General features: G+C 69.0%; 16 protein-coding genes. 1 reads left to right on the top strand and 15 read right to left on the bottom strand.

Annotation, left to right across the window (positions count from 1 at the left end):
- Positions 1–6: 6 nt before the first annotated feature.
- Positions 7–990 (bottom strand): hypothetical protein, encoded by a 984-nt coding sequence (locus ABZU25_RS26650; RefSeq protein WP_355032106.1) that lies wholly within the window; start codon positions 988–990, stop codon positions 7–9.
- Positions 987–2,267: an MFS transporter gene (locus tag ABZU25_RS26645; protein ID WP_355032105.1), complete on the bottom strand. Its 1,281-nt coding sequence runs from the start codon at positions 2,265–2,267 to the stop codon at positions 987–989. The genes ABZU25_RS26650 and ABZU25_RS26645 overlap by 4 nt, the downstream gene beginning before the upstream one ends.
- Positions 2,268–2,488: 221 nt before the next feature.
- On the opposite strand from ABZU25_RS26645, the gene ABZU25_RS26640 reads away from it, so the two are divergent.
- Positions 2,489–3,868 carry a DNRLRE domain-containing protein gene (locus ABZU25_RS26640; RefSeq protein WP_355032104.1) on the top strand — a complete coding sequence of 460 codons (1,380 nt, stop codon included), beginning with the start codon at positions 2,489–2,491 and terminating at the stop codon, positions 3,866–3,868.
- Between the two features lie 586 nt (positions 3,869–4,454).
- Here the strand turns inward: ABZU25_RS26640 and mmsB are convergent.
- The 13 genes from mmsB to araB all read right to left on the bottom strand — a co-directional run bounded on the left by mmsB (position 4,455) and on the right by araB (position 23,767).
- Positions 4,455–5,705 carry a multiple monosaccharide ABC transporter permease gene (gene mmsB / locus ABZU25_RS26635; RefSeq protein WP_355032103.1) on the bottom strand — a complete coding sequence of 417 codons (1,251 nt, stop codon included), beginning with the start codon at positions 5,703–5,705 and terminating at the stop codon, positions 4,455–4,457.
- The gene (gene mmsA / locus ABZU25_RS26630; RefSeq protein WP_355032102.1) at positions 5,702–7,240 is read right to left on the bottom strand and encodes a multiple monosaccharide ABC transporter ATP-binding protein; all 1,539 of its coding nucleotides are present in this window, start codon (positions 7,238–7,240) and stop codon (positions 5,702–5,704) included. Before mmsA ends, mmsB begins: the two co-directional genes overlap by 4 nt.
- An 80-nt stretch (positions 7,241–7,320) precedes the next feature.
- The gene (gene chvE / locus ABZU25_RS26625) at positions 7,321–8,463 is read right to left on the bottom strand and encodes a multiple monosaccharide ABC transporter substrate-binding protein (protein WP_355032101.1); all 1,143 of its coding nucleotides are present in this window, start codon (positions 8,461–8,463) and stop codon (positions 7,321–7,323) included.
- Between the two features lie 591 nt (positions 8,464–9,054).
- Positions 9,055–10,758, bottom strand: a complete 1,704-nt coding sequence (locus ABZU25_RS26620; protein WP_355032100.1) for a ricin-type beta-trefoil lectin domain protein — start codon at positions 10,756–10,758, stop codon at positions 9,055–9,057.
- A 324-nt stretch (positions 10,759–11,082) separates the two neighbouring features.
- A complete protein-coding gene (locus ABZU25_RS26615; RefSeq protein WP_355032099.1) occupies positions 11,083–12,069 on the bottom strand; it encodes a LacI family DNA-binding transcriptional regulator in 987 nt (328 codons plus the stop codon).
- 413 nt (positions 12,070–12,482) lie between these two features.
- Positions 12,483–14,618, bottom strand: a complete 2,136-nt coding sequence (locus tag ABZU25_RS26610) for a family 43 glycosylhydrolase (protein WP_355032098.1) — start codon at positions 14,616–14,618, stop codon at positions 12,483–12,485.
- A gap of 337 nt (positions 14,619–14,955) precedes the next feature.
- Positions 14,956–16,458: an L-arabinose isomerase gene (gene araA, locus ABZU25_RS26605; protein WP_355032097.1), complete on the bottom strand. Its 1,503-nt coding sequence runs from the start codon at positions 16,456–16,458 to the stop codon at positions 14,956–14,958.
- A gap of 26 nt (positions 16,459–16,484) precedes the next feature.
- Positions 16,485–17,474 (bottom strand): galactofuranose ABC transporter, permease protein YjfF, encoded by a 990-nt coding sequence (gene yjfF, locus ABZU25_RS26600; protein ID WP_355032096.1) that lies wholly within the window; start codon positions 17,472–17,474, stop codon positions 16,485–16,487.
- Positions 17,471–18,541 carry an ABC transporter permease gene (locus ABZU25_RS26595; RefSeq protein WP_355032095.1) on the bottom strand — a complete coding sequence of 357 codons (1,071 nt, stop codon included), beginning with the start codon at positions 18,539–18,541 and terminating at the stop codon, positions 17,471–17,473. Before ABZU25_RS26595 ends, yjfF begins: the two co-directional genes overlap by 4 nt.
- Positions 18,538–20,082 (bottom strand): sugar ABC transporter ATP-binding protein, encoded by a 1,545-nt coding sequence (locus ABZU25_RS26590; RefSeq protein WP_355032094.1) that lies wholly within the window; start codon positions 20,080–20,082, stop codon positions 18,538–18,540. Before ABZU25_RS26590 ends, ABZU25_RS26595 begins: the two co-directional genes overlap by 4 nt.
- Positions 20,083–20,272: 190 nt before the next feature.
- On the bottom strand, positions 20,273–21,280 hold the full coding sequence (locus ABZU25_RS26585; RefSeq protein WP_355032093.1) for an ABC transporter substrate-binding protein: 1,008 nt from the start codon (positions 21,278–21,280) through the stop codon (positions 20,273–20,275).
- 130 nt (positions 21,281–21,410) lie between these two features.
- Positions 21,411–22,088: an L-ribulose-5-phosphate 4-epimerase gene (locus ABZU25_RS26580; protein ID WP_355032092.1), complete on the bottom strand. Its 678-nt coding sequence runs from the start codon at positions 22,086–22,088 to the stop codon at positions 21,411–21,413.
- Positions 22,085–23,767 (bottom strand): ribulokinase, encoded by a 1,683-nt coding sequence (gene araB / locus ABZU25_RS26575; protein ID WP_355032091.1) that lies wholly within the window; start codon positions 23,765–23,767, stop codon positions 22,085–22,087. The genes ABZU25_RS26580 and araB overlap by 4 nt, the downstream gene beginning before the upstream one ends.
- Positions 23,768–24,386 lie beyond the last annotated feature (619 nt).

The following is a 24,386-nucleotide window of genomic DNA, read 5'->3' as shown; positions in this document are numbered from 1 at the left end:
AGCTCCTCAGGTGAGCGGTGCCGGGGACTCCGCGCCCGGGACCGTCAGCTTCGGCGTACCGGACCCGTCGGCCGGGACACTCCAGACGTCGGGCTGGCCGTCGCTCTGGCGCAGCGTGTAGGCGAGTGTCCGGCCGTCCAGCCAGGCGGCCTGGTCGTCGACGCTGCTGGTCTCGGCCGTCGCGGTGACCCGCATGGTCGCCAGGTCGAGGACCGACAGCCGCCAGCCCTTCGCCGGGTCGGCGTCGATCGCCTCCTTGAAGGCGATCCGGGTCCCGTCGGGTGACAGCGACGGGCACTCGACGTTCTCCTTCACCGTCTCGACCGTCCGGGCGGCGACGTCACCCCGGACGAGGTACCGCTTGCCCCCTGTCGACATGGTCGCGTAGAAGCGGTTGTCGTCGGCGGTGAAGGTGACGCCCCAGTAGTTGACGTCCGGGCTGCGGTGGCTCCGGCCGTCCAGCGTGATCGCGAACTCTTCCAGCGAGGTCACAGTGGTGCCGGTGGCGGTGTCGAGAATCCCGGTGCGGGTGGAGAAGCCGCTGGCGGTGTAGGAGTCGCCACCGACGAACGTCGTCCAGGAGACCATCCGGCCGGAGGCCGAGACCCGGGCCCGGTTGGGCAGTCCCGGCACGTCGACCGCCCGCGTCTGGCGCAACGCCGCGTCGAGCACGACGACCTGGTACGACCAGGCGGTCGCCGGTTTCAGGCAGACACCGGTGCCGGCCGCGGCGTACACCCGCAGGCATTCCAGGCCGGAAACGGTGCGGGGCCCGGTGGGGTCGGCCGTGGCGACGGTCGACAGGTGCCGGTCGGTGAGGGCCAACAGGCGCGGGCCGGGTGCCAGGGTGACCATTTGGTCGCCGCTGCTGGATGGCGGTGTCCGGGCGGGTTCCGCCGCCATTGCCACATAGCCGGCTGCCACGCTGCCGAGCAGCACGGCCGAGGCGACCACCACGCCGAGTTTCGCTCGGGTCGACAACACGGTCATCGGGACACCCTCCGGGTGACGAGACGGGACGGGGCGGTCAGCAGGAGCAGCGTGCCGACCAGGACGCAGGCGACGGCGACGGCCGCCGCGCGGATCGCCGCCTCCGGCCCCCATGCCTGCCAGCCGAGACCGAACAGGACGGAGGAGACGAGGTACGCGAGCGCCTGCCCGGTCTGCACCAGCGCGATTCCGGTGGTCCGCAGCCGCGCCGGCAGCACCGGTCCGGCGAGCGCGATGAGCACACCGTCGGTGGCGGCGTAGAACGCGCCGTACAGCACCAGGGTCAGCGCGATCAGCGGCCAACCGGCGACCGGACCGGCCAACAGCAGGTACGTCGCGCCGAGGGCGGTGTAGCCGCCGAGCACCACCGGTAGCCGGCCGATCCGGTCGGCGAGCACACCGAGCGGGGCGGCGAGCAGCAGGTAGGCCAGGCTGGTCCCCACCGCGAGCAGTGGGAACCAGCGCAGACCGAGGTCCTCGCGGCGTTGCAGCAGCAGATAGACGAAACCGTCGCCGATGGTGGCCAGCCCGAGCATCGCCGCGGCCAGCACGAGCCGGCGGGCAGGTCCCGCGCGGAGCAGGCCGAACGCCTCCCGGACGGAGACCGTCGGGTCGTCCGGGTCGTCCGTCGTCTGGTCGGCTGGACGTTCCCGGACGAACAGCACGAGCACGACGACGGCCAGCGCGGCGACGCAGAAGCTGGTGACGAAGACCGCGTCGTACGACTGCCCGACGACCAGCAGGACCGCGAACGCGGCGAGCGGTCCCAGGAACGCGCCGACGCTGTCCATCGCCCGGTGCACCCCGAACGCCCGGCCCAGCGCCTCAGGCGGCGTGGAGAGCGTGATCAGCGCGTCGCGCGGGGCGCTGCGCACGCCCTTGCCGAGGCGGTCGACGGCGATGACGGCGCCGATCGCCGGTATCGACCGGCCGGCGAGCAGCAGGCCGAGCTTCGCGACCGCCGAGAGGGTGTAGCCGATGCCGGCGATCAGCTTGCGTCGCCGGAAGCGGTCGGCGGCGAACCCACCGACGACCCGCAGTAGCGCGGTGGCACCGGTGTGGACGCCGTCGAGCACGCCGAAGGCCACCGGGCTGAGCTGTAGGCCCAGCACCAGATAGAGCGGTAGGACGGCGGCCACCATCTCGGCGGAGATGTCGGTGATCAGGCTGACCGTGCCGAGTGCGACGACGTTGCCGCTGACCAGGGCGAGCCGTCGACGTCGTGGTCCGGATTCGGGTGGGTCGGAGACCGGCCGGGAAACGGTCGAGAGGTACACGAGCATCTCCTCGGGTCGACAACTGCCGGTCAGCCATCGTCCGTACTCGTCGCGGAGGGCACAACGGACCGCGCGTGGCAGCCGGACGAGGTGCGGGTGAACGTGCCGCGAACATCGAGGTGTTTGCCTGCCGGGACGCCGTGTTCATCCGCCTGTCGCCCGCCGGCTCATCGACCTTCCTACATTCCTTGGGCTTCACACCCGCAGCAGAGGAGTCCTGGATGGATATTCGATTCCCCCGTCCGACGATCACGACGGGAGCGGTGCTGGTGCTCGTCGCCGCGACCGCCGCCGTCGTCGTGACCGGCGCCGACCCGGCGTCGGCGGCGAGCGTGACCTTCACGCCGGTCGCGGACACCTACGTCCAGAGCGACGCGGCCTCCACCAACTACGGCACGTCCACGCAGATCGTGGCCGACAACTCGCCCGTACGGCGCTCGTTCCTGCGCTTCACAGTGAGCGGTGTCAGCGGCACCGTGACCGGCGCCAAGCTGCGACTGCGCACCATCAGTGGCAACAGCGGCAGCGACGCCGGTGGCACGTTCCGCCGGATGTCCAACACGACGTGGTCGGAGACCGGCACCACCTGGAGCAACCAGCCGGCCATCGACGGGGCCACCCTCGGCACCCTCGGCGCGGTCAGCGGCAACACCTGGTACGAGGTCGACGTCACGACCGCCGTCACCGGCAACGGGACGTACAGCTTCGGTGCGACCTCGACCAGCGGCGACGGCGCCTACTACGACACCCGCGAGAGTGGGGCGGACGCCCCGCAGTTGGTGGTCAGCACCGGGACCACCACGCCGCCCACGTCCGGGGACCCGGTGTTCGTGGGGGCGGGCGACATCGCCGACTCCGGCTCCGGCGACAGCGCCACCGCGACGCTGCTCGACAACATTCCCGGGACGGTCTTCACCACCGGCGACAACGTCTACGACAGCGGGACGGCGTCGCAGTTCACCAGCTACTACGAGCCCACGTGGGGTCGCCACAAGACGCGCACCCGCCCGTCGCCGGGCAACCACGACTACAACACGTCGGGCGCTACCGGTTACTACAACTACTTCGGTACGTCGGCCGGCCCGAGCGGACGCGGCTACTACTCGTTCGACCTCGGCAACTGGCACGTCGTGTCGTTGAACTCGAACATCAGCATGTCGGCCGGATCCACCCAGGAGCAGTGGCTGCGGGCGGACCTGGCCGCCAGCGCCAAGCCGTGCACGCTCGCCTACTGGCACCACCCGCTGTTCACGTCCAGCTCCAACCACGCGCCGTCGACGTCCACACGTCCGCTGTACCAGGCGCTCTACGACTACAACGCCGATGTCGTGGTGTGGGGACACAACCACGTGTACGAGCGCTTCGCGCCGATGAACCCGTCCGGCGGCGCCGACACCAGCCGGGGTGTGCGCAGCTTCGTCGCCGGCATGGGCGGCGCGGGCCACTACGGCTTCGGCACCATCCAGCCCAACAGCGAGGCGCGCAACAGCTCGGCCTGGGGAGTCCTGAAGTTCACCCTGCACTCCGGCAGCTACGACTGGCAGTTCGTGCCGGTGGCCGGGCAGACCTACAACGACAGCGGCACCGGTACCTGCCACTGACCGGGTGGTCCCGCTGCGCCGTCCGCGGCGCGGCGGGATCATCTCCCCCGCCCCGCCCCGCCCCGCCCCGCCCCGCCCCCGCCCGCCCCGCGACTGCCCGGCGCTGGGCTGGGCTGCGCCGCAGGGCTGCGGGAAGCCGCTCGCCGCGGCGAGCCTCGGTTGCCTGTTCGGTTCCCTGTAGAGCTGCCCCAGATCTGGGGCACCGTCGCGAGCCCTGGCACAAACACCAACCCAAGCACCACCGCGGCCCCAGTCGCAAGCACCACCGCAGCCCCCGGCACAGCCACCACCGCAGCCCCGGGCATCCGGAGGCAGTCACCGCCGCAGGTCGTGGTCCATATCTGGGGCAGCTCTACAGTGCGCCAGACAGGTGGGTCCGACTCCGGCCAGGCTGCTCAGGCAACGGCAACGGCAACGGCAACGGCAACGGCAACGGCAACGACATCGGCAGCGGCAGCGGCGCGACGAGCCCCTCCCGGGCGTGACGGGCGGCGCGTGGCCGACCCGGCGTGGCTGGCATGTCGCGCACCGACACGTGCCCCTGTCCACAGGGCGGGCAGGGGCACGCATACGTACTGTCGAGGCGTCAGCGGGCCGTGCCGGCCCGGCGCTTGTTGTAGACGTCGAACGCGACCGCGACGAGCAGGACGAGGCCCTTCACCACCGACTGGGTCGACTGGTCGACGCCCATCAGCTGCATGCCGTTGCTCATCACCGCCATGATCAGACCGCCGACCATCGCGCCCACCACGGTGCCCACCCCGCCGGTGACCGCCGCGCCGCCGATGAAGGCCGCGGCGATCGCGTCCAGCTCGAACATGTTGCCGGCGGCGGGCTGAGCGCCGTTCGACCGCGAGGAGTAGATGACACCGGCCACCGCCGCCAGGAAGCCCATGTTGACGAACATCCAGAAGTTGACGGTACGGACCTTCACCCCGGACAGCGCCGCCGCCGACAGGTTGCCGCCGATCGCGTAGACCTGGCGACCGAAGACGGTACGCCGGGTGAGCAGGCCGTAGACCAGCACGAGAACCGCCAGGATGATCAGCACGATCGGCAGGCCGCGGGCGTGCGCCAACTGCCACGCGAAGTACATGATGACCGCGCCGACCACCACGACCCGGGCGACGAACAGCGGGAACGACTCGACGGGCTGCTGGTAGCGGATGCGCGCCACGCGGGTGCGGAAGCCACTCACCGCGTACCCGGCCACGGCCACGGCGCCGATCAGCAGCGTGAAGGCGTCATAGCCCTGCCCGCCGAGCAGCCCGTTCAGGAAGCCCGCCGCCACCTTCTGGTATTCCGCCGGGAACGGCGACAGCGAGATGTTGTCGAGCACCCGGAGGGTCAGACCCCGGAACAGCAGCATGCCGGCCAGGGTCACGATGAAGGCCGGAATGCCGGCGTACGCCACCCAGAAGCCGTGCCATGCGCCGACCGCGACGCCGACCGCGAGCGCGGCCACGACGCCGACCCACCAGGGATAGCCCTGCTGGATCACCAGGACGGCGGACACCGCTCCGGTCAGCGCGACGACCGATCCGACCGACAGGTCGATGTGCCCGCCGATGATCAGGATGACCATCCCGATCGCGAGGACCAGGATGTACGAGTACTGGAGGACGATGTTGGTGATGTTGCCGGGGCTCAGCAACACCCCGTCGGTCAGGATCGCGAAGAACGCGACGATGACGACCAGGGCGACGTAGATCCCGCTCTGCCGCAGGTTGTTCAACACCAGCGCCCGCAGGTCGTTCGTGCCGCTGTGCAGGGCGGCGGCGGGTGTGCTGTCCGAGGGCGTCGGGCTCTCCGTCGGGGGGGTCTTGATGCTGGTCACGCCACGAGCTCCTTGTCCTTGGTCATCAGCTCCATGAGGCTCTCCTGAGTCGCCTCGGCCACCGGCATCTCACCGGTTATCCGGCCGGCGGCGAGGGTGTAGATGCGGTCGCACATCCCGAGCAACTCCGGCAGCTCCGAGGAGATGACGATCACCGCCTTGCCGGCGGCCACCAGCCGGTTGATGATCGTGTAGATCTCGTACTTGGCACCGACGTCGATGCCCCGGGTGGGTTCGTCCAGGATCAGCACATCCGGGTCGGTGAACAGCCACTTCGACAGGACGACCTTCTGCTGGTTGCCGCCGGAGAGCTTACCGACCACCGCCATGACGCTTGTCGTGCGGATGTTCATCTCCCGCCGGCTCTCCTCGGCAACCTTGATCTCCTCGTTGCCGTTCACCCAGCCCAGGCGGGACAGCCGGTCCAATGCGGCGGCGGACACGTTGCGGCGGACATCGTCGATGAGGTTGAGCCCGTACCTCTTGCGGTCCTCGGTGACGTAGGCGATGCCGTTGTCGATCGCCTCGGCGACGGTGCGTGCCTGCACCTCCCGACCGCGCACGAAGAGTCGGCCCCGGATGTCGCGCCCGTACGACCGACCGAACACGCTCATCGCCAGCTCGGTGCGCCCCGCGCCCATCAGGCCCGCGATGCCGACGACCTCACCGGCGCGGACGGACAGGGCGACGTTCTCGACGACCATCCGGTCCTGCACCGGGTGCCGCACCGTCCAGTCCTCGATCCGGAGGACCTCCTCGCCGGGGGACGACTCGCGGTCGGGGTAGAAGCTGTCCAGGTCGCGCCCGACCATGCCCCGAATGATCCGCTGCTGGGTCACCTCGTCGGACCTCATGTCGAGGGTCTCCACCGCGCGCCCGTCCCGGATGACTGTGGTCGAGTCGGCGATGGCGGTGATCTCGTTGAGCTTGTGCGAGATCATGATGCAGGTGATGCCCTGGTCGCGGAGTGCCCGCAACAGGTCGAGCAGGTGGGCCGAGTCGATGTCGTTGAGGGCGGCCGTCGGCTCGTCCAGGATGAGCAGACGCACCTTCTTCGACAGCGCCTTGGCGATCTCCACCAACTGCTGTTTGCCGACGCCGAGCTGGATGACCGGGGTGACGGGGTTCTCGTGCAGCCCGACGGATGCCAGCAGCTTTGCCGCTTCGGCGTTTGCGAGGTTCCAGTCGATCAGCCCGAGGCGGCTGCGCCGCTCGCTGCCGAGGAAGATGTTCTCCGCGATCGACAGGTACGGCACCAGGGCAAGCTCCTGGTGGATGATGACGATGCCGTTGGCCTCGCTGTCCCGAATGCCACGAAACTGCATCGGCTTGCCGTCGAAGAGGATTTCGCCGTCGTACGAGCCGGAGGGGTAGACGCCGGACAGCACCTTCATCAGGGTGGACTTGCCGGCACCGTTCTCACCACAGATGGCGTGGATCTCCCCGCGGCGCACTGCGAGGGTGACGTCGTCCAGCGCGGTCACGCCGGGGAAGGTCTTGGTGATGCGACGCATCTCGAGGATGGTGTCGTCCATGGTCACTGTCCTCCGTCAGGTCTGGACACGGTACGCCCAGACGTCGGGCCCGGCGGCGACCGCCGGGCCCGACGATTGGCTTACTTCTTGGCCTGACCGGCGGCGACCTCTTCCGCCGTCCAGTAGCCGGAGTCGATCAGCGCGGTCTTGATGTCGTCCTTGTAGACCGTCACGATCGGGAGCAGGTACGCCGGGACGACCTTGACACCATTGTTGTACGTCTTGGTGTCGTTGGCCTGCGGCTCCTTCTTCTGCAGGAACGCCTCGGCGGCGTTCACGGCCTGGTCGGCCAGCAGGCGGGTGTCCTTGAAGACCGTGGAACTCTGCACACCGTCGTTGATCAGCTTGATCGAGGCGATCTCCGCGTCCTGCCCGGTCACCACCGGGAGCTTCTTCGCGGCGGTGCCGTAGCCGGCGTTCTGCAGGGCGGTGATGATGCCCCGGGAGATGCCGTCGTACGGCGACAGCACACCGTCGACCTTCGAGCCGTCGTTGTAGCTGGAGGTGAGCAGGTTCTCCATCCGCTTCTGCGCGGTCTCCTGCTGCCAGCGCAGGATGGCTACCTGCTCGGGGGTGGTCTGCTTGGACTTGACGACAAGCGTGCCGTCGTCGACGAACGGCTTCAACGTGTCCATCGCGCCGCCGAAGAAGTACTGGGTGTTGTTGTCGTCGAGCGATCCGGCGAAGAGCTCGACGTTCAGCGGACCCTTGGCCGTGCCCTTCGAGCCGTCCTTGTTCAGCAGGCCGAGACCGACGAGCAGTGCGGTGCCCTGGGCGACGCCGACCTTGTAGTTGTCGAAGCTGACGTAGAAGTCGACGTCCTTGCTGCCGCGGATCAGCCGGTCGTAGGCGATGACCGGGATCTTCGCGGCCGCGGCGGCCTGCAGCTGGCTGCTGAGGGCGGTGCCGTCGATCGCCGCGATGACCAGGACGTCGGCGCCCTGGGTGATCATCTGGTCGACCTGCTGCGACTGGGTGGGGATGTCGTCTCCGGCGTACTGGAGGTCGACCTTGTAGCCCTTCGCCTCGAGCTTCGACTTCACCGCGTTGCCGTCGGCGATCCACCGCTCCGAGGTCTGGGTCGGCATCGAGACGCCGATCGTCAGGTCGGCAGGCTTGTCGCCGCTCTTGTCGCCGCTGCTGCCCGCACCCCCGCCACTGCACGCCGCCATACTCAGCGTCAGCATCGCGCCGCCGAGAGCAACCAGGAATTTCCTGCCCACGGGCTTCTCCTCTCTGGACTCCCCCGTCGAGTGCCGGGGCCAAAACTGTCACCTTTCGGGGTAGTGTTAGCGCTCACATACGGCACGTCAACACTTGATCCGAAATACCGGTGTCACGGTCTCGTAACGGAGATGTCCCGAGGCGCGAGGCCAGCGGCCGGAGCGGCCCCGACCTGGGATCACGGCGGCGAACGGCGACGTCGCGGACGGCCGCCAGCCAGGACCGCCAACGGCGTGGAACCGCCGCTGCGGCACACCGCCAGACGCGACCGCTCGCCACGCGGACCACCGCCGGGACGGGTGGGCCATGTTCCGGACAGAACGGGCCACGCGGGGACGGGTGGACCTCCACCCGGACAGAACGGGCCACGCGGGGACGGGTGGACCACCCCCCGGACAGAACGGGCCACGCGGGGACGGGTGGACCACCACCCGGACACAACTGGCCACGCGGGGACGGGTGCCACCACCCGGACAGAACGCCGGCTGACGCGACGGTGCCCGCGGACGACGGGTGTCGTCCGCGGGCACCTGGCGGGCGGTCGGATCAGGTGGGCTGCCGCGACCTGGTCGGTCGACGGACCCTGTCGGTTACCGCTGCGTCCACCGTTGGTTCGCCGCCCCGGTGCAGGTCCAGAGGAGCACCGTGGTGCCGTTGGCCGTGCCGTTGTTGTTGACGTCGAGGCAGAGGCCGGACTGCGCGTTGCTGATCGTGCCGTTGGTGTTGATGGTCCACTGCTGGTTGGCCCCGCCGTTGCAGTCCCAGATCTGCGCCTTGGTGCCGGCCGTGGCGTTCAGGGGCGCGTCCAGGCACTTGCCGAGCGACTGCAGGGTCTGACCGCTTGTGGTCCAGCGCTGGTTGGCGGCGCCGTTGCAGTCCCAGATCACCGGCTGGGTGCCGTTCGTGGTGTTGCTCGCCGGAACGTCGAGGCAGCGGCCGGAGGCGGCACTGGCGAACGCGCTCGACGTGGTCGGCGGCGGGGTCGTCGGCGGCGGGGTCGTCGGCGGCGGGGTCGTCGGCGGCGGGGTCGTCGGCGGCGGGGTCGTTCCGCCACCGCTGACCCGGTAGACCACCGTGCCGTGCGCCGGAACGCTGGCGCTGATGGTGCCGCTGCTGGAGCTGGTGGCACCGGACCACGCCTCCACCAGCGTGAACGAGCTTCCGGACTTGCCGGCGGCGGCGGCCGTGGTCGAGATCGTCGTCGTCGAGCCACCCTGGTTGAACAGGGCGACGGCGACATCGCCGTTGGCCAGCCGCTTGGCGAGCACCCGACGGGTGCCGTCGAAGGAGACCTGCGTCCCCTGCAATCCGAGCGAGTCCTGGTTGATCCCGATCAGGTTGGCGTTCTTCAGGATGGTCTGCGTCGCGGAGTTCATGTTCCGGACGTCGTTGCCGGCAATCAGTGGAGACGCCATCATCGCCCACATCGCGAAGTGGCTACGCATCTCCGTGTCGTTCATACCGCCGCGACCGATTTCCATCATGTCGGGGTCGTTGAAGCCGCCCGGCCGCGCGTACGAGGCCAGCGGAACTGTCACGTTGATGATGTTCTGGATGCCCATCGGGTAGCCGTTGGTCTGCCCGGTGTCCCACGCGTTGGTGATGTCCTCGGTGGTACGCCACATGTTGGCCACGTCGCCCCAGTTGCGCTGGGGGCCGGTCTTGGCGTGGATGCTGTTCGAGTTGATGCTGTAGACGATCGGTCGGCCGGTGGCGGCCAGGGCGTCCCGCATCCGGGCGAAGGTGGTCACCTGGTCGCTGATGCTGCCCTCCGGCGAGCACCAGTCGTACTTGAGGAAGTCGACGCCCCAGGCGGCGAACTGGCGGGCGTCCTGCGCCTCGTGCCCGCGACTGCCGGTCGCTCCGGGGTAGGAGCCGAAGTACTGGGCGCAGGTCTTGTCGACCGGCACCTGGTAGAGGCCGAACTTCAGGCCCCTGGCGTGCAGGTAGTCGCCGAGCGCCTTCATCCCGCTGGGGAATCGGCTCGGGTCGCCCTGGATGTTGCCGGAGCCGTCCCGGTTCGGGTTGAACCAACAGTCGTCGACGACGACGTACTGGTAACCGAGGTCCCGCATCCCGCTGCTGACTATCGCATCCGCCGACTGCCGGATCAGGGCTTCGTTGATGTTGCAACCGAACGAGTTCCACGAATTCCAACCCATGGGAGGAGTGCGTGCCACCCCGTTGTCCAGTGCCTGCGCCGCGGGGGCGTGGAGGCCGACCAGAGCGCCGGCGACCAGCACTCCGGCCGCTAGTACGCTCCCCCAGCGTCGACCTCGGGTGATGCGGTTCATCGAGCCTCCTTGTCGGTGGCGCCCGCCCGGGACTACGATCTGACTGGTGGGACGGAGGCTGGACGCCAGTTCTTGTTAGCGTTAACAGAGACGTCCATCATGTTACGGCGAGATTTCACCGGGTTCAATACCTCCCCAACAGTTGCATCGTCACTGGTCAATGAAAAAAGCCCCGGCCCGATTGAGCTACGTCTTACCCACCGTGACGGTGCGTACTGCGACGAGGTGCGGTCGGCGCCGAGCATCCGCGCACCGGGGAGCGACGGTGGCCGCTGGCGGCCGGTGGCCAGCGGCCCGGCCGGCAGCCTCTGGCCGGCCCGGCTGTCAGCGCTGCGGTGGCGCGACGCTCCCGCGGGCGACCAGGGCCGGGGCGATGGTCTGTCGCAATGCCCCGCCGATGCCCGATTCGATCTGGGTCAGCAGCATCTGCAGGCTCGCCCGCGCCACCGCGTCGAAGTCGGGGCGGACGGTGGTCAGCGGCGGAATGAAGTACGCCGCCTCCGGCACATCGTCGAAGCCGACCACGCTGATGTCGTGCGGCACCCGCCGGCCGAACTCGTGCAACGCCCGCAGCACGCCCAGCGCGAGATGGTCGTTGGCAGTGAAGACCGCAGTGACCTCCGGCATCCTCGCCAACATCTGCCCGCACTGGTAACCCGACGCGGCGGACCAGTCCCCCGGCATCAGCGGCGGCGGGTCCACCCCGGCCGCCAGCAGCGCCTCCCGCCAACCGTCTATGCGGCCGACGCTGTCGAACCAGTCGAACGGCCCGGAGACGTGCCAGACGGTGCGGTGGCCCGCGTCGAGCAGATGCTGGGTCGCCGCCCGGGCGCCCGCCACCTGGTCGACAGTCACCAACGGCACCGGCCGGCTCGGGTCACCGTCGACAGTGACAAGCGGGACATCCTGGGGCAGGCGTTCCAGCGCCTCACCCGCGGACTCCACCGGTGCGATGACCACGATGCCGGCGACCCGGTGCGACAGGTGTCGCTCGACGGCGGCCGAGATGGAGCGGTGGTCCAGGTTTCGTACGCTGCCGACACTGACCGCGAAACCCTCTTCGGCGGCGGTCTGCTCCAACGCGGCCAACATCGCCGCCGGACCGTAGAGCGTCGTGTTCTGTGCGACCACACCGATGACCTGGGATCGACCGGTCACCAGGGCACGAGCCGCGCCGTTGGGGCGATAGCCGAGCTCGGCGATCGCCGCCCGCACCCGAAGCCGGGTCTGCTCACGAACGTTGGGGTGCCCGTTGAGCACCCGCGACACCGTTTGGTGGGAGACACCGGCCAGACGAGCGACATCTGTCATCGCGGGACCGTGGACGGCCATTTCACTCTCCCCGCTACGTCTCCGGCCCGCGGCCCGTCGACGTCGACTGGAGCGGCCCGGCCCGATCCCCCTCGCTCAGCCACCACGCCGGTGCTGAATCCCAGGTGACCAGCGCTGAATCGCCGTTAGTCTACGCCAGCAACCGCCTCGAATACGGCATGGCTGTGGCCGGACTGTGGAACGTACCGAAGCCGCACAACGCTTTTCCCACGCGGAGTACGCAGCCAACAAGCGTTCGGCCACGAGCCGCGGTGGCACCCCAACCCGCTCCACGCTCGGGGACAGAGCGTGGAGCAGGTCGACTGGAACATGACGAGGTGGCGCCGACTCCGTCTGCCGGGTAGGCAGACGGGTCGACGCCACCGGTCAGACCGATCGCCGTGTGACTGGTGTCACGGTGTCGTCAGGTCGAATCGGCGGACCGTGACCCCGCCGCCGAGCGCCTGTGTCGCCTGGTTGAAGATGGCGAACCGGTAGCCCATGAAGAACTGCCAGTTGTTCGCCAGGGTCAGGGCATTGCCGAACGAGGTGAAGTTGACCCCGTCCGTGCTGTACGAGAAGCGGGCCTGCCGGCCGGACCCGGGTCGGATGTCGGCGTTGGCCCGCAACCAGATCCGGCCACCGGAGACGGCGGTGCTCGCCACCTCACTGCCCGTGCTTGTGGTGTTCCAGCTGCCGTCCATCGTGAGCCCGTTCTGCATGACCAGACGGGTGGATCCGTTGTCCCGCCGGACTCCGATCCACGCGGACGAGTTGCGCAGCACCGCCAGGCCGGTGCGATCACCGTCGCGCATCGTGGAGTAGTCCAACTCGATGGTGGCCGTCGAGGTGGGGCCCTGGATCCGGTGGGTCAGCGTGTTGCGCGCCTTGTACAGGTCGCCGGTGACGGTGGCGGTCTGCAGGTTCAGCCCGTTGTTCACCGACCACTTGCTGTTGTCGGGGTTGTGGTTCCACTCCCACTGCGGGCCGAGGGTGGTGCCGGCGAACGTGTCGGTGCCGGTGAGCGGCTTGACCGCACGCGGCGGCGCGGGCAGGTTCGGCTTCGGGTACGAGGTGCCCCACGTGCCGTTTACCGTCTGCAGCACCGGCCAGCCGTCGCCGGTCCAGGTGATCGGGGCCATCGCCGGCATCCGACCACCGGGGTACGCGTCGACGAAGGACATGTAGTACCAGTCGCCGTTCTGGGTCTGCACGAGCCCACCCTGGTGCGGCACGCCGCCGCCGGAGATCGGGCCGGGCAGGTTGAGCAGCACCTGGCGCTGCTCGTACGGGCCGAACGGGCCGTTCGTCGACTTCAGCACGTACTGGCCGTTGGCCGGGCGGGTGAGCCAGATGTAGTAGGCGCCGTTGCGCTTGTAGAAGCGGGCGCCCTCCAGCGTGCCGATGCTCGACGGCGTGGTGTACACCTGCTGGGCGCGGACCTGTGACTTCCCGTCCGCGGACAGCTGCGCGACGCTGATGGTGCTGTTGCCGTACGCCACGTACATGGTGTCGTTGTCGTCGATCAGCATCCCGGCGTCGTAGTAGCAGTTGGGGATGGTGGTGTGCTTGCTCCAGGTGCCGTCGACGGCGGACGCGGTGTAGATGTGGGTCTGCGCGAAGTCGATGCACCCGGCCCAGTAGTACGTCTTGTTGCTCGGCCGGTAGTTCAACGTCGACGCCCAGATCCCGTCGACGTACGCGTTGCCGCCGCTCATGTCGTACTTCGAGCCGAAGTCGAGCCGGGGTACGGAGTGCCCGGCGTACTCCCAGTTCACCAGGTCGTACGAGCGCAGCACCGGCGCGCCCGGCGAGTAGTGCATGGTGGATGCCGACATGTAGTAGGCGTTGTCGACCCGGATGATGTCGACGTCGGCGAAGTCCTGCCAGACCACCGGGTTCGAGTACGTGCCGTTCGACGGGGGTGGCGTGGTGGGCGGTGGCGTGGTGGGCGGCGGCGTGGTGGGGTTGCTTCCGCCGTCGACGCGGACGAGTTGCCACTGCTGGTTGGTGCCGTTCCAGTCGTCGTACTGCACGATGTTGCCACCGTCTGCGGTCGAGGCGCCCTGCACCTCCATCACCTTGTTGCTGTTGCGGTTGATCGGCCGGACGTAGCCGCCGTCGGAGTCGGCCAACCGGAACTGCTGGTTGGTGCTGTTGTTGTCGGCCCACTGCACGATGCTGGCGCCGTTGGCGGTCGAGAAGCCGGAGACGTCAAGCACCTTGCCCGACAACCTCGACTTGAGCCGGTAGTAGCCGCCTCCGGAGTCGACGAACTGCCACTGCTGCTGGTTGCCGTTGTTGCGGGTCCACTGGGTGATGCGGGCGCCGTCGTTCGTCGCCTGGTTGTACACGTCCAATGCCTTGCCACTGTTGCGGTTCACCAACACGTACCAGGCGCTGGTGTCGACAGTTGCCGCTGACGCGGGCGCCGCGGCCACCGCCGCGGCAGCGCCACCGACCACCAGCGTCATCGCGGCGACGGCGAGTCTCGACAGCCACCCGCGCCGTCGTGGCGCACCCCGGGGAACCCGACCGATGGAAAGCATGATCCTCCTCTGCTGACGCGAACCGTGCGGTCTGGGCCGGCGTCCGCGGCACCGGGCGGGGCACCGAGCTGACCATGCCCGGCCATGTGATCGCTAACACCGATCGCCCGACCGTCGCGGTGCCGAGGTGCCGAAACCGCGGGGTGGGACGGGCGCGCGGCCGGGCCAGCCACGACATCGACCATCTTGGCTATAGACTGTGAGCGATAACATGCTGTTAGTCAAGGCGTAACACAACCGCCTCGTGGCCCTGCTGCGGCACACGCGAACGGGTGGCCCACCCCCGCCCGCAGGCAGGGATGGACCACCCGTTTCAGTACGCTTCGGGCCGCGCGGGTCAGAAGCCGCGGGCCAGCCGGTAGTAGGCCTGGTTCCAGCGGATCTCGTCGGCGAAGCGGCGGGGCTCGGTGTCGGCGTCGATGACGACGAGTTCGGTACGGCTCATCTCGGCGAGGTCGTGCAACTCCTCCACACCCACCGCCTGCGACAGCACCGTGTGGTGCGGCGCCCCCGCGGTGATCCACGCCTCGGCCGAACCGGGCAGGTCGGGCCGCGGACGCCAGACGGCACGGGCCACCGGCAGCCGGCGCAACGGGTGCGGCGGCGCCACCACGTCGATCTCGTTGGCCACCAGCCGGAAACGCTCCCCCATGTCGGCCAGCCCCAGCACCACCGCCGGGCCGGGCGCGGCGTCGAACACCAGCCGGACCGGATCCTCCCGCCCGCCGATGCTCAGGGGGTGGATCTCCACGTTGGGTACGCCGGAGGCGATGGTCGGACAGACCTCCAGCATGTGGGCGCCGAGCACCAACTCCTCGCCGGGGGTGAGGTCGTAGGTGTAGTCCTCCATGAACGACGTGCCGCCGTCCACGCCCACCGACATCGCCTTGAGCGTGTGCACCAGGATGGAGGTCTTCCAGTCGCCCTCACCACCGAAGCCGTAGCCGTCGGCCATCAGCCGCTGCACGGCGATGCCCGGCAGCTGACGCAGGCCGCCGAGGTCCTCGAAGTTCGTGGTGAAGGCGCGGAACCCACCCGCGTCCAGGAACGCGCGCATGCCCAACTCCAGGCGGGCCGCGTACCGCAACGAGTCGTGCCGATCGCCCCCGGGCAGCAGGTCGCCGACGATCCGGTAGGTGTCGTCGTACTCCTTGACCAGCTCGTCCACCTGCGCGTCGGTCACCTCGCCGACCACCTCGACCAGGTCGTTGACGCCGTAGGTGTTGACCGACACCCCGAACCGCAGCTCCGCCTCGACCTTGTCGCCCTCGGTCACCGCGACGTCGCGCATGTTGTCGCCGAAGCGGGCCAGCCGCAGCGACCGCATCGCCGACCAACCGAGCGCGGCGCGCGCCCACGCCCCGACCCGGGCCGACACCCGCGGGTCGCTGACGTGCCCGGCCACCGTCTTGCGGGCCACACCGAGACGGGTCTGGATGTACCCGAACTCACGGTCGCCGTGGGCGGCCTGGTTCAGGTTCATGAAGTCCATGTCGATGTCGTTCCACGGCAGCACGACATTGGCCTGGGTGTGCAGGTGCAACAGCGGCGTCTGCAACGCGTCCAGACCGGCGATCCACATCTTCGCCGGAGAGAAGGTGTGCATCCAGGCGATGACCCCGACGGCACCCTGGGCGGCGGCGTCCCGGCAGACCTGCAGGATCTCACCGCTGTTGGTCAGGACGGGCTTCCAGACCACCCGGGCGGGAATCTGCGGCGCGTCGTCGAGCGCGGCCGCGATCTGACGGGACTGCTCGGCGACCTGCCGGAGCGTCTCCTCGCCGTACATGCCCTGGCTGCCGGTGAGGAACCAGATCTCGGGTGCGTTGTGTGGTGCCATGGGGTTGCCTTCCGCGAGAGGAACTGTCACTTGTAACGAATGCCGATGAGTCGCTGGAGGAGGATGAACGCGAAGAGCAGGCCGCCGATCACGATCTTGGTCCACCAGGAGTTGAGGCTCCCATCGAAGGTGATGAGGGTCTGGATCACGCCCAGGACCAGCACGCCCAGCACCGTTCCGAAGACGTAACCCGCGCCCCCGGTGAGCACGGTGCCCCCGATGACGACGGCGGCGATGACGTCCAGCTCCATGCCGACGGCGATCAGGGGCGCGCCGGAGAGGGTGTAGAAGGACAGCAGGATGCCACCGATCGCGGAGCACAGGCCGCTGATCGTGTAGACGGCGATCCGGGTCCGCCCCACCGGCAGGCCCATCAGCAGGGCCGACTGGGGGTTGCCGCCGATGGCGTACACGTTGCGACCCAACCGGGTGTAGGCCAGCGTGTACGCGGCGACGGCGAGCACGACGAACGCGATCAGCACGCTGATCGAGACGAAGTTGCCCCGGGGGTCGCCGATCCGCTCCTGCGACATCCTGGTCCAGAACCCGTCGGTGATCGGGATGGACGAGCCGGAGATGAACGTGCACATGCCCCGGGCGAAGAACATCCCGGCGAGCGTGACGATGAACGGCTGGATCTCGAAGAAGTGGATGGCGCAGCCCATCAGCAGGCCGAGCGTCGGACCGATGAGCAGGGCGATCACGAGCACCAGCGCCGCGGGCAGGCCCTCCTGTAGAAGCCAGGCCGACACCATCGCCGTCATGGCCACGACGGACCCGACCGACAGGTCGATGCCGCCGGTGAGGATCACGAAGGTCATCCCGATCGCGACCACGAGCAGGAAGCCGTTGTCGATGAAGACGTTGAAGATGACCTGCACGTTGGAGAACGCCGTGTACTGCGACACCCCGATGCCGTACATGACAAGCAGCAGGGCGAGCGTCGCCAGGACCGGTATCTGCTTCCTCGGCAGCCGGAACCGGGTACGACCGGCGGTAAGCGTTCCAGTGGTCATGCCGGCACCTGCTCCTTCGGCTTGTCGGCGATGGCGGCGGGCGGCGACGCGCTGCGCCTGCGGCGGGCGAACCGGGCCCGGAAGGCCGGTGCCTGGATGAGGCAGACAGCGATGACGACGACCGCCTTGAACAGCAGTGCGGTCTGCGGCGAGATGTCCATGGCGTACACCGTGGTGGTCAGGGTCTGGATGATCAGCGCGCCGATGATCGTGCCGCTGAGGAAGAACCGGCCGCCCGCGAGGGACGTGCCGCCGATGACGACAGCGAGAATGGCGTCCAACTCCACCCAGAGGCCGGCGGCGTTACCGTCGGCGCTGGAGACGTTGGCCGTCATCATGAACCCGGCGATCGCGGCGCACGCGGCGCTGATCACGTACGCGAGGAAGATGACCCGGCCGGATCGGATGCCGGCGAGTCGACTCGCCACGGCGTTACCGCCCACCGACTCGATGATCATGCCGAGTGCGGTGCGGCGGGTGAACGCGGCGACGAGCAGGGCCGCGGCGAGAGCGATGAAGATGGCCAACGGCAGGGTCAGCGCGTGGCCGAGGCCGATCGCCCGGTACGGCTCGGAGTTGATGGTGATGATCTGACCCTCGGTGATCAGCTGGGCGAGGCCCCGGCCGGCCACCATCAGGATCAGCGTGGCGATGATCGGCTGGATGCCGATCACGGCCACCAGCACCCCGTTCCAGGCGCCGAGCACGAGCGAGACGCCCAACGCCAACGCGAGGGCGGTCAGCACCACACCGAGGCTGTTCTGGTCGGGCTGCTTGCTGATGTACATGCAGGCGATCGCGCCGCTGATCGCGCAGAGCGAGCCGACCGACAGGTCGATGCCGCCGGTCGAGATGACCAGGGTCATCCCCAGCGCCACGAGGATCAACGGTGCGCTCAGCCGCAGGATGTCGATCGGCGTTCCGTACAGGTGCCCGTCCTTGAGCTCGACGGACAGGAACCCGGGCCGGTAGATCGTGTTCGCGGCGAGCATGACGACCAGCACGGCGGCGGGCCAGAACAGCCGGTGACCGATCATCGTCCGGTAGCGGCTCATTGTGTCGTTCATCGGTCTGCCTCCTCCTCCCGGTGGGATCCACTCGCGATGGTCTGCATGATGCGGTCGGAGGTGAGGCTCTCGTCGTTGGCGAGCTGCGCGACCATCTGCCGGTCCCGCATCACGGCCACCTTGTGGCTGAGGCGCAGCACCTCCTCCAACTCGGCGGAGATGAACAGCACCGCCATGCCACCGTCGGACAGCTGCGTCACGAGCTTCTGGATCTCGGTCTTCGCGCCGATGTCGATGCCCCGGGTCGGCTCGTCGAGGATCAACAGCCGTGGCTCGGTGATCAGCCACCGGGCCAGGAGCACCTTCTGCTGGTTGCCACCGGAGAGGTTGCGGACCGGGACCTCCGGGTCCGCGGGCCGGATGTTGAGTGCCTTGACGTACTTGTCGACCAACTCGTCCTGGCGACGACGCGGAATGGGCCGGAGCCAGCCGCGGGCCGCCTGCATGGCGAGAATGATGTTCTCGCGGACGGACAGGTCGGCGACGATGCCCTCCGCGCGGCGGTTCTCCGAACAGAAGCCGACGCCGTGGTCGATGGCCTGCGCGGGGGTCCGCAGACTGCTGGCCGTGCCGTCGACAGCGACCTGACCGCCGTCGGTCCGGTCGGCGCCGAACAACAACCGAGCGACCTCGGTACGCCCGGAGCCCAGCAGGCCCGCCAGGCCCACCACCTCGCCGGCGTGGATGGTGAGGCTGAACGGCTCGACCGCACCCGCCCGGCCGAAGTTCGACACCGCCACCAGGGGGGTGCCCTCCTCCACCGCGGCCAGGTCCCGTCGAGAGTGCTCCTCGATGCCCTCGAGGACGTCGAGTTCCTTGCCGATCATCTTCTCGACAAGGGAGAGCTGGGGCAGCTCGGCGGTCAGGTACTCGCCGACGAGCCCACCGTTGCGCAGCACTGTGATGCGGTCCGCGATCTCGTAGACCTGGTCGAGGAAGTGGGTCACGAACAGGATCGCGATGCCCTCGTCGCGCAGTTGCCGCATGATGCGGAACAACTGCGCGACCTCGCCGGCGTCGAGGCTGGACGTCGGCTCGTCCAGGATCAGCACCCGGGCCTGGATGTCGATCGCGCGGGCGATGGCGACCATCTGCTGGATCGCCAACGAGTACGAGCCGAGCGGCGCGCTGACGTCGAGGTCGAGGTCGAGGCGGTCGAGCAGGGCTCGGGCGCGACGGCGAACCTCACCCCAGCGGACGGCCCCCAGCAGCCGGGGCTCACGACCGATGAAGATGTTCTCCGCCACCGAAAGGTTGGTGCAGAGGTTGACCTCCTGGAACACGGTGCTCACGCCGGCCGCGGTGGCCTGCATGGGCCCGGTGAAGGACACCGGGTCGCCGTCCAGGGTGATGGCGCCCTCGTCGGTGTCGTAGACGCCGGTCAGCACCTTGATGAGGGTCGACTTGCCGGCGCCGTTCTCGCCCATCAGGGCGTGCACCTCGCCGGGAAAAAGCCGGAAGTTGACGTCGTGGAGTGCGCGCACCCCGGGAAAGGACTTGCTGATCCCGGTCATCGTCAGGACCGGACGGCTATCCGTCATCCCATCAGACCTCTTCTGGGGGTTGTCGACGCGGAAGGGCCGCTGCGCTCCCACCGCGCCCGCCCGGCCATCCCTGCGGGAGGCTCGGGCGGGCGTGGTGCGGGTCATCGCGGGTCATGCCCGGTCCGTTCGGGTTTATGGGGCGACGAGGCGGGGCCGCCACGCGAGCGCGGCGGCCCCCCGACGTCGATCAGTACTTGCGGGTGGGCAGAGCCTCCTTGGCCTGCGCCTGGGTGAAGGTGGTCTCCTGGGTCTCGATCCGAGCCGGCACCGTCTCACCCGCGTGGACCTTCTTGGCCAGGTCCATCAGCTGCGGGCCGAGCAGCGGGCTGCACTCCGCGATGAAGTTGAACTTCCCGTCGGCGAGGGCCTGCATACCATCCTTCACGGCGTCGACAGTGATGATGGTGATGTCCTTGCCCGGCACCTTGCCGGCGGCGGTGATCGCCTCGAGCGCACCCAGGCCCATGTCGTCGTTGTGCGCGAACAGCACGTCGATCTGCTTGTTGGCCTTGAGGAACTGCTCCATGACCTGCTTGCCACCGGCGCGGGTGAAGTCACCCGGCTGGGAGGCGATGATCTTCAGGTTCGGGTTGGCGGCGATCGCCTCGCCGAAGCCCTTCTTACGGTCGTTCGCCGGCGCCGCACCGGTGTTGCCCTGCAGCTCGACGATGTTCACCGGACCGGTGGCGGTCTTCTTCTGCTCGACCAGCCAGTCACCGGCGAGCTTGCCCTCCTTGACGAAGTCCGAGCCAAGGAACGTCTTGTACAGCGACTTGTCGGCCGAGTCGACCGAGCGGTCGGTCAGGATGACCGGGATGCCGGCGTCCTTGGCCTCCTTGAGCACGGTGTCCCAACCGGACTCCACCACCGGCGAGAAGGCGATCACGTCAACCTTCTGCTGGATGTAGTTGCGGATCGCCTTGATCTGGTTTTCCTGCTTCTGCTGCGCGTCGTCGAACTTCAGCTCGACGCCCGCCGCGGTGGCGGACTCCTTGATCGAGATGGTGTTCGCGGTACGCCAGCCGCTCTCCGCGCCGACCTGCGAGAAGCCCATCGTGATCTTGCCGTCGTCCTTGGTGCCGCCGTCGCCGCCGGTGTCGCTGTTGCCGCAGGCCGCCATGCTGCCGACGAGCAGCACACTGGCGAGGACCGTGGCAGCGCGCCACTGAGCGGAGTGCATTCGCATCTTTCGCATCGAATCTCCTTGGCTCGGTGTGGTGGGGAACCGCGCCAACCGCCGATGTGCAAGGAGCGGCGTACGCGGGTGTTGCGTGCTGCTACTTCGGGGTGGTGCAGACCGGCGGGTCGGGCTGGGCCGTGGAGGGTCAGGAACCTGCCGGTGGGACTGGTTGTTGACCGTAGACGTTCTGGTAGCGGTCATGAAGGGCGTCGATGTCGGCCTGCGCGATCGGCACCGGCTGCCCGAGTGCGCGGGCCAGGTGCGCCGTCCGAGCCACGTCCTCGCACATGACGGCGGCCTTGACCGCCGCACGAGCGTCACGGCCGATGGTGAAGACGCCGTGGTTACGCATCAGCACCGCGGGTGAGCGGTGCCCGGCGAGCGTGCCGACGATGCCCTTGCCGATGTCGTCGCCGCCGATCAGGGCGAACGGACCCACCGGAATCTCCCCACCGAACTCGTCGGCCTGCGCGGTGAGGTGGCAGGGGATCGCCTCCCCCCGCGCGGCCCAGGCGGTGGCGTACGAGCTGTGCGTGTGCACGACCCCACCGACCTCGGGCATGGACCGGTAGACGTACGCGTGGGCGGCGGTGTCGCTGGACGGGGCGAACTCTCCCTCGACGAGGACACCGTCGAGGTCACACACCACCATCGTGTCCGCCGACAGCTCGTCGTAGCCCACCCCGCTCGGCTTGATCACCATGAGGTTCCGGCCGGGCACCCGCGCGGAGACGTTGCCGGCCGTCCAGGCGACCAGGCGGTACCGGGTGAGTTCGGTGTGCAGGCGGGCGACCGTCTCGCGCAGCTCGCGGACAGCGGTCATGCGACCACCTCCAGCGCGTCCTCCTGCGTGGCAGCCGCGGTCTCGGCCGCCGCGTTACGGATCGTCCGCAGGCGGAGCATGACGTCGTTGCCGCCGCGACCGAAGTGGTCGTGCAGGGTCCGGTACTCGGCGTACAGGGCGTCGTAGGCGCGCGCCCGGTCCGGATCCGGTCGGTAGACGGCCTCGTGCACCCGACCCAACGCCTGCGACGCCTCGTGGATCGACGGGAACTCACCGGCGGCGACGGCGGCATGGATCGCCGACCCGAGCGCCGGCCCCTGCGCGGACGCGATGATGTTCAGCGGTCGCCGGGTCACATCGGCGTAGATCTGCATCAGCAGCGCGTTGTTGGTGAGGCCGCCGGCGATCACCAGGTCGTTCACTGCCACACCGGCCTCGACGAACGCCTCGATGATCATCCGCGTGCCGAAGGCGGTGGACTCCAGCAGCGCCCGGTAGATGTCCTGTGGCCGGGTGGCCAGGGTCATTCCGACGATCATCCCGCTGAGGTCGTGGTTGACAAGCAGCGAGCGGTTGCCGTTCCACCAGTCCAGCGCGATCAGCCCGTGCGCGCCGACCGGTTGGCTCGCGGCCAACTCGGTGAGCTGTTCGTGCGAGTCGATGCCAGCCGGGGCGGCGTGCTTGACGAACCAGCCGAAGATGTCGCCGACACCGCTCTGCCCGGCCTCGTAACCCCACGCGCCGGGGCTGATGCCGCCGTCCACGACACCACACATCCCGGCCACCTCGGCGAGCTGCGCGCCGTTGACGACGTGGCAGGTCGAGGTGCCCATGATCGCGACGAGTCGGCCGGGCTCCACGGCCTGCGCGGATGCCGCGGTGACGTGCGCGTCGACGTTGCCGACGGCCACCGCGATCCCCTCCGGCAGGCCGGTCCACGCGGCGGCCTGGGCGGTGAGCGCGCCGGCCCGGGCGCCCAGCGGCAGCAACGGACCGTCCAACTTGGTCACGAAGTCGCCGAAGTCGGGGTTGAGCGCGGTCAGGAACCCCTCGGACGGATAGTGGCCGTCCTGGAGGATGCCCTTGTATCCGGCGGTGCAGACGTTGCGGGTCTCGGTGCCGCAGAGCTGCCAGACGATCCAGTCGGCTGCCTCGACGAAGCGCTCGGCCCGGTCGTAGACCTCGGGATCCTCTTCCAGGATCTGCAGGCCCTTGGCGTACTGCCACTCGGCGGAGATCTTCCCGCCGTACCGGCCGATCCACGGCTCCGCCCGCTCGTGGGCCAGCGCGTTGATCCGGTCGGCGTGCGGCTGCGCGGCGTGGTGCTTCCACAGCTTGACCCAGGCGTGCGGCCGGTCGCGGTACTCGGGCGTCTCACACAGTGGGGTGCCGTCGGCGAGCGTCGGCAGCACCGTGCAGGCGGTGAAGTCGATGCCGATGCCGACCACCGCGGCGGGGTCCACGCCCGCGGCGGACACCGCCGCCGGGACGGCGTACCGCAGCACGTCGCGGTAGTCGTCCGGGTTCTGCAGAGCCCAGTCCGGGGGCAGCGCTCGGCCTCCCGGAAGCGCCGTGCTGATGACGCCGTCGCCGTACTCGTGCACCGCGGTCCCCAATTCGGCACCATCGCCGACACGGACCACCAGAGCTCGCCCGGACAGGGTGCCGAAGTCGACACCGACGACGTAGCGGTCGTCAGCTCCGTCCACACGGTTCATGTTCACCTCCACCGTTAACGGGGATAGTGTTAACGCTCACATCCAGCCTCGTCAAGACATCTAGGCGCAACAGCTCCGTAACGGAACGCGGAAGCCGGGCCGACTCGGGCGCGTCGCTGGCGGACCCCCACAAAGCACGCGAATCCGGTGTCAGCCGCCGATCGGGCACTCGGGACGAGGGTTTTCGCCCGGACCGGGCGCCGCCCGGACGCCCCTTGACGGGCAGGGCGACAGGCACCGCACCTCCCCCACCACGAGAGGCCCGCCAGACGGCGGCTGCGGGCCGGCCCAGAATGATGTTGGCGATAACATCACCGGGGTGCCACGCTCCCTTGGTCGGACCTATGGCACGGCTGCCGGCCGTCGCGATGGCTCATGGGCGAGCGCCCCCGAGGGTGACAGGCTCATCTCGTGGCCCCGCGCCGGGCCGGTGTTATCGATAACATTCGACGTTTGGTCTTCCCGTTCCCGGAAATCGTGGGGTCGGAGGCACGGCGACAGGCCGACTTCACGGAATCGGAGTCGATCAATCCCGCGCGACGCCGCCGACCGGCACCGCGCGACACGGACAGCCGGCGGGGGGGGGCCCCCGCGGCCCCCCCCAGAGAGAAAAGAACCA

The sequence above is a fragment of the Micromonospora sp. NPDC005215 genome (assembly GCF_040607915.1).
GTDB lineage: Bacteria > Actinomycetota > Actinomycetes > Mycobacteriales > Micromonosporaceae > Micromonospora.
The sequence above is the reverse complement of the archived record's forward strand: the minus strand, read 5'-3'. Positions and strand labels throughout refer to the sequence as shown.

What these genes read in the sequence shown, in the direction of transcription:
- ABZU25_RS26650 (WP_355032106.1), bottom strand. Translation starts at nt 990, where the DNA reads ATGACCGTGTTGTCGACCCGAGCGAAACTCGGCGTGGTGGTCGCCTCG.
- ABZU25_RS26640 (WP_355032104.1), top strand. Translation starts at nt 2,489, where the DNA reads ATGGATATTCGATTCCCCCGTCCGACGATCACGACGGGAGCGGTGCTG.
- mmsA (WP_355032102.1), bottom strand. Translation starts at nt 7,240, where the DNA reads ATGGACGACACCATCCTCGAGATGCGTCGCATCACCAAGACCTTCCCC.
- ABZU25_RS26620 (WP_355032100.1), bottom strand. Translation starts at nt 10,758, where the DNA reads ATGAACCGCATCACCCGAGGTCGACGCTGGGGGAGCGTACTAGCGGCC.
- ABZU25_RS26615 (WP_355032099.1), bottom strand. Translation starts at nt 12,069, where the DNA reads ATGACAGATGTCGCTCGTCTGGCCGGTGTCTCCCACCAAACGGTGTCG.
- ABZU25_RS26610 (WP_355032098.1), bottom strand. Translation starts at nt 14,618, where the DNA reads ATGCTTTCCATCGGTCGGGTTCCCCGGGGTGCGCCACGACGGCGCGGG.
- araA (WP_355032097.1), bottom strand. Translation starts at nt 16,458, where the DNA reads ATGGCACCACACAACGCACCCGAGATCTGGTTCCTCACCGGCAGCCAG.
- yjfF (WP_355032096.1), bottom strand. Translation starts at nt 17,474, where the DNA reads ATGACCACTGGAACGCTTACCGCCGGTCGTACCCGGTTCCGGCTGCCG.
- ABZU25_RS26595 (WP_355032095.1), bottom strand. Translation starts at nt 18,541, where the DNA reads ATGAACGACACAATGAGCCGCTACCGGACGATGATCGGTCACCGGCTG.
- ABZU25_RS26590 (WP_355032094.1), bottom strand. Translation starts at nt 20,082, where the DNA reads ATGACGGATAGCCGTCCGGTCCTGACGATGACCGGGATCAGCAAGTCC.
- ABZU25_RS26585 (WP_355032093.1), bottom strand. Translation starts at nt 21,280, where the DNA reads ATGCGAAAGATGCGAATGCACTCCGCTCAGTGGCGCGCTGCCACGGTC.
- ABZU25_RS26580 (WP_355032092.1), bottom strand. Translation starts at nt 22,088, where the DNA reads ATGACCGCTGTCCGCGAGCTGCGCGAGACGGTCGCCCGCCTGCACACC.
- araB (WP_355032091.1), bottom strand. Translation starts at nt 23,767, where the DNA reads ATGAACCGTGTGGACGGAGCTGACGACCGCTACGTCGTCGGTGTCGAC.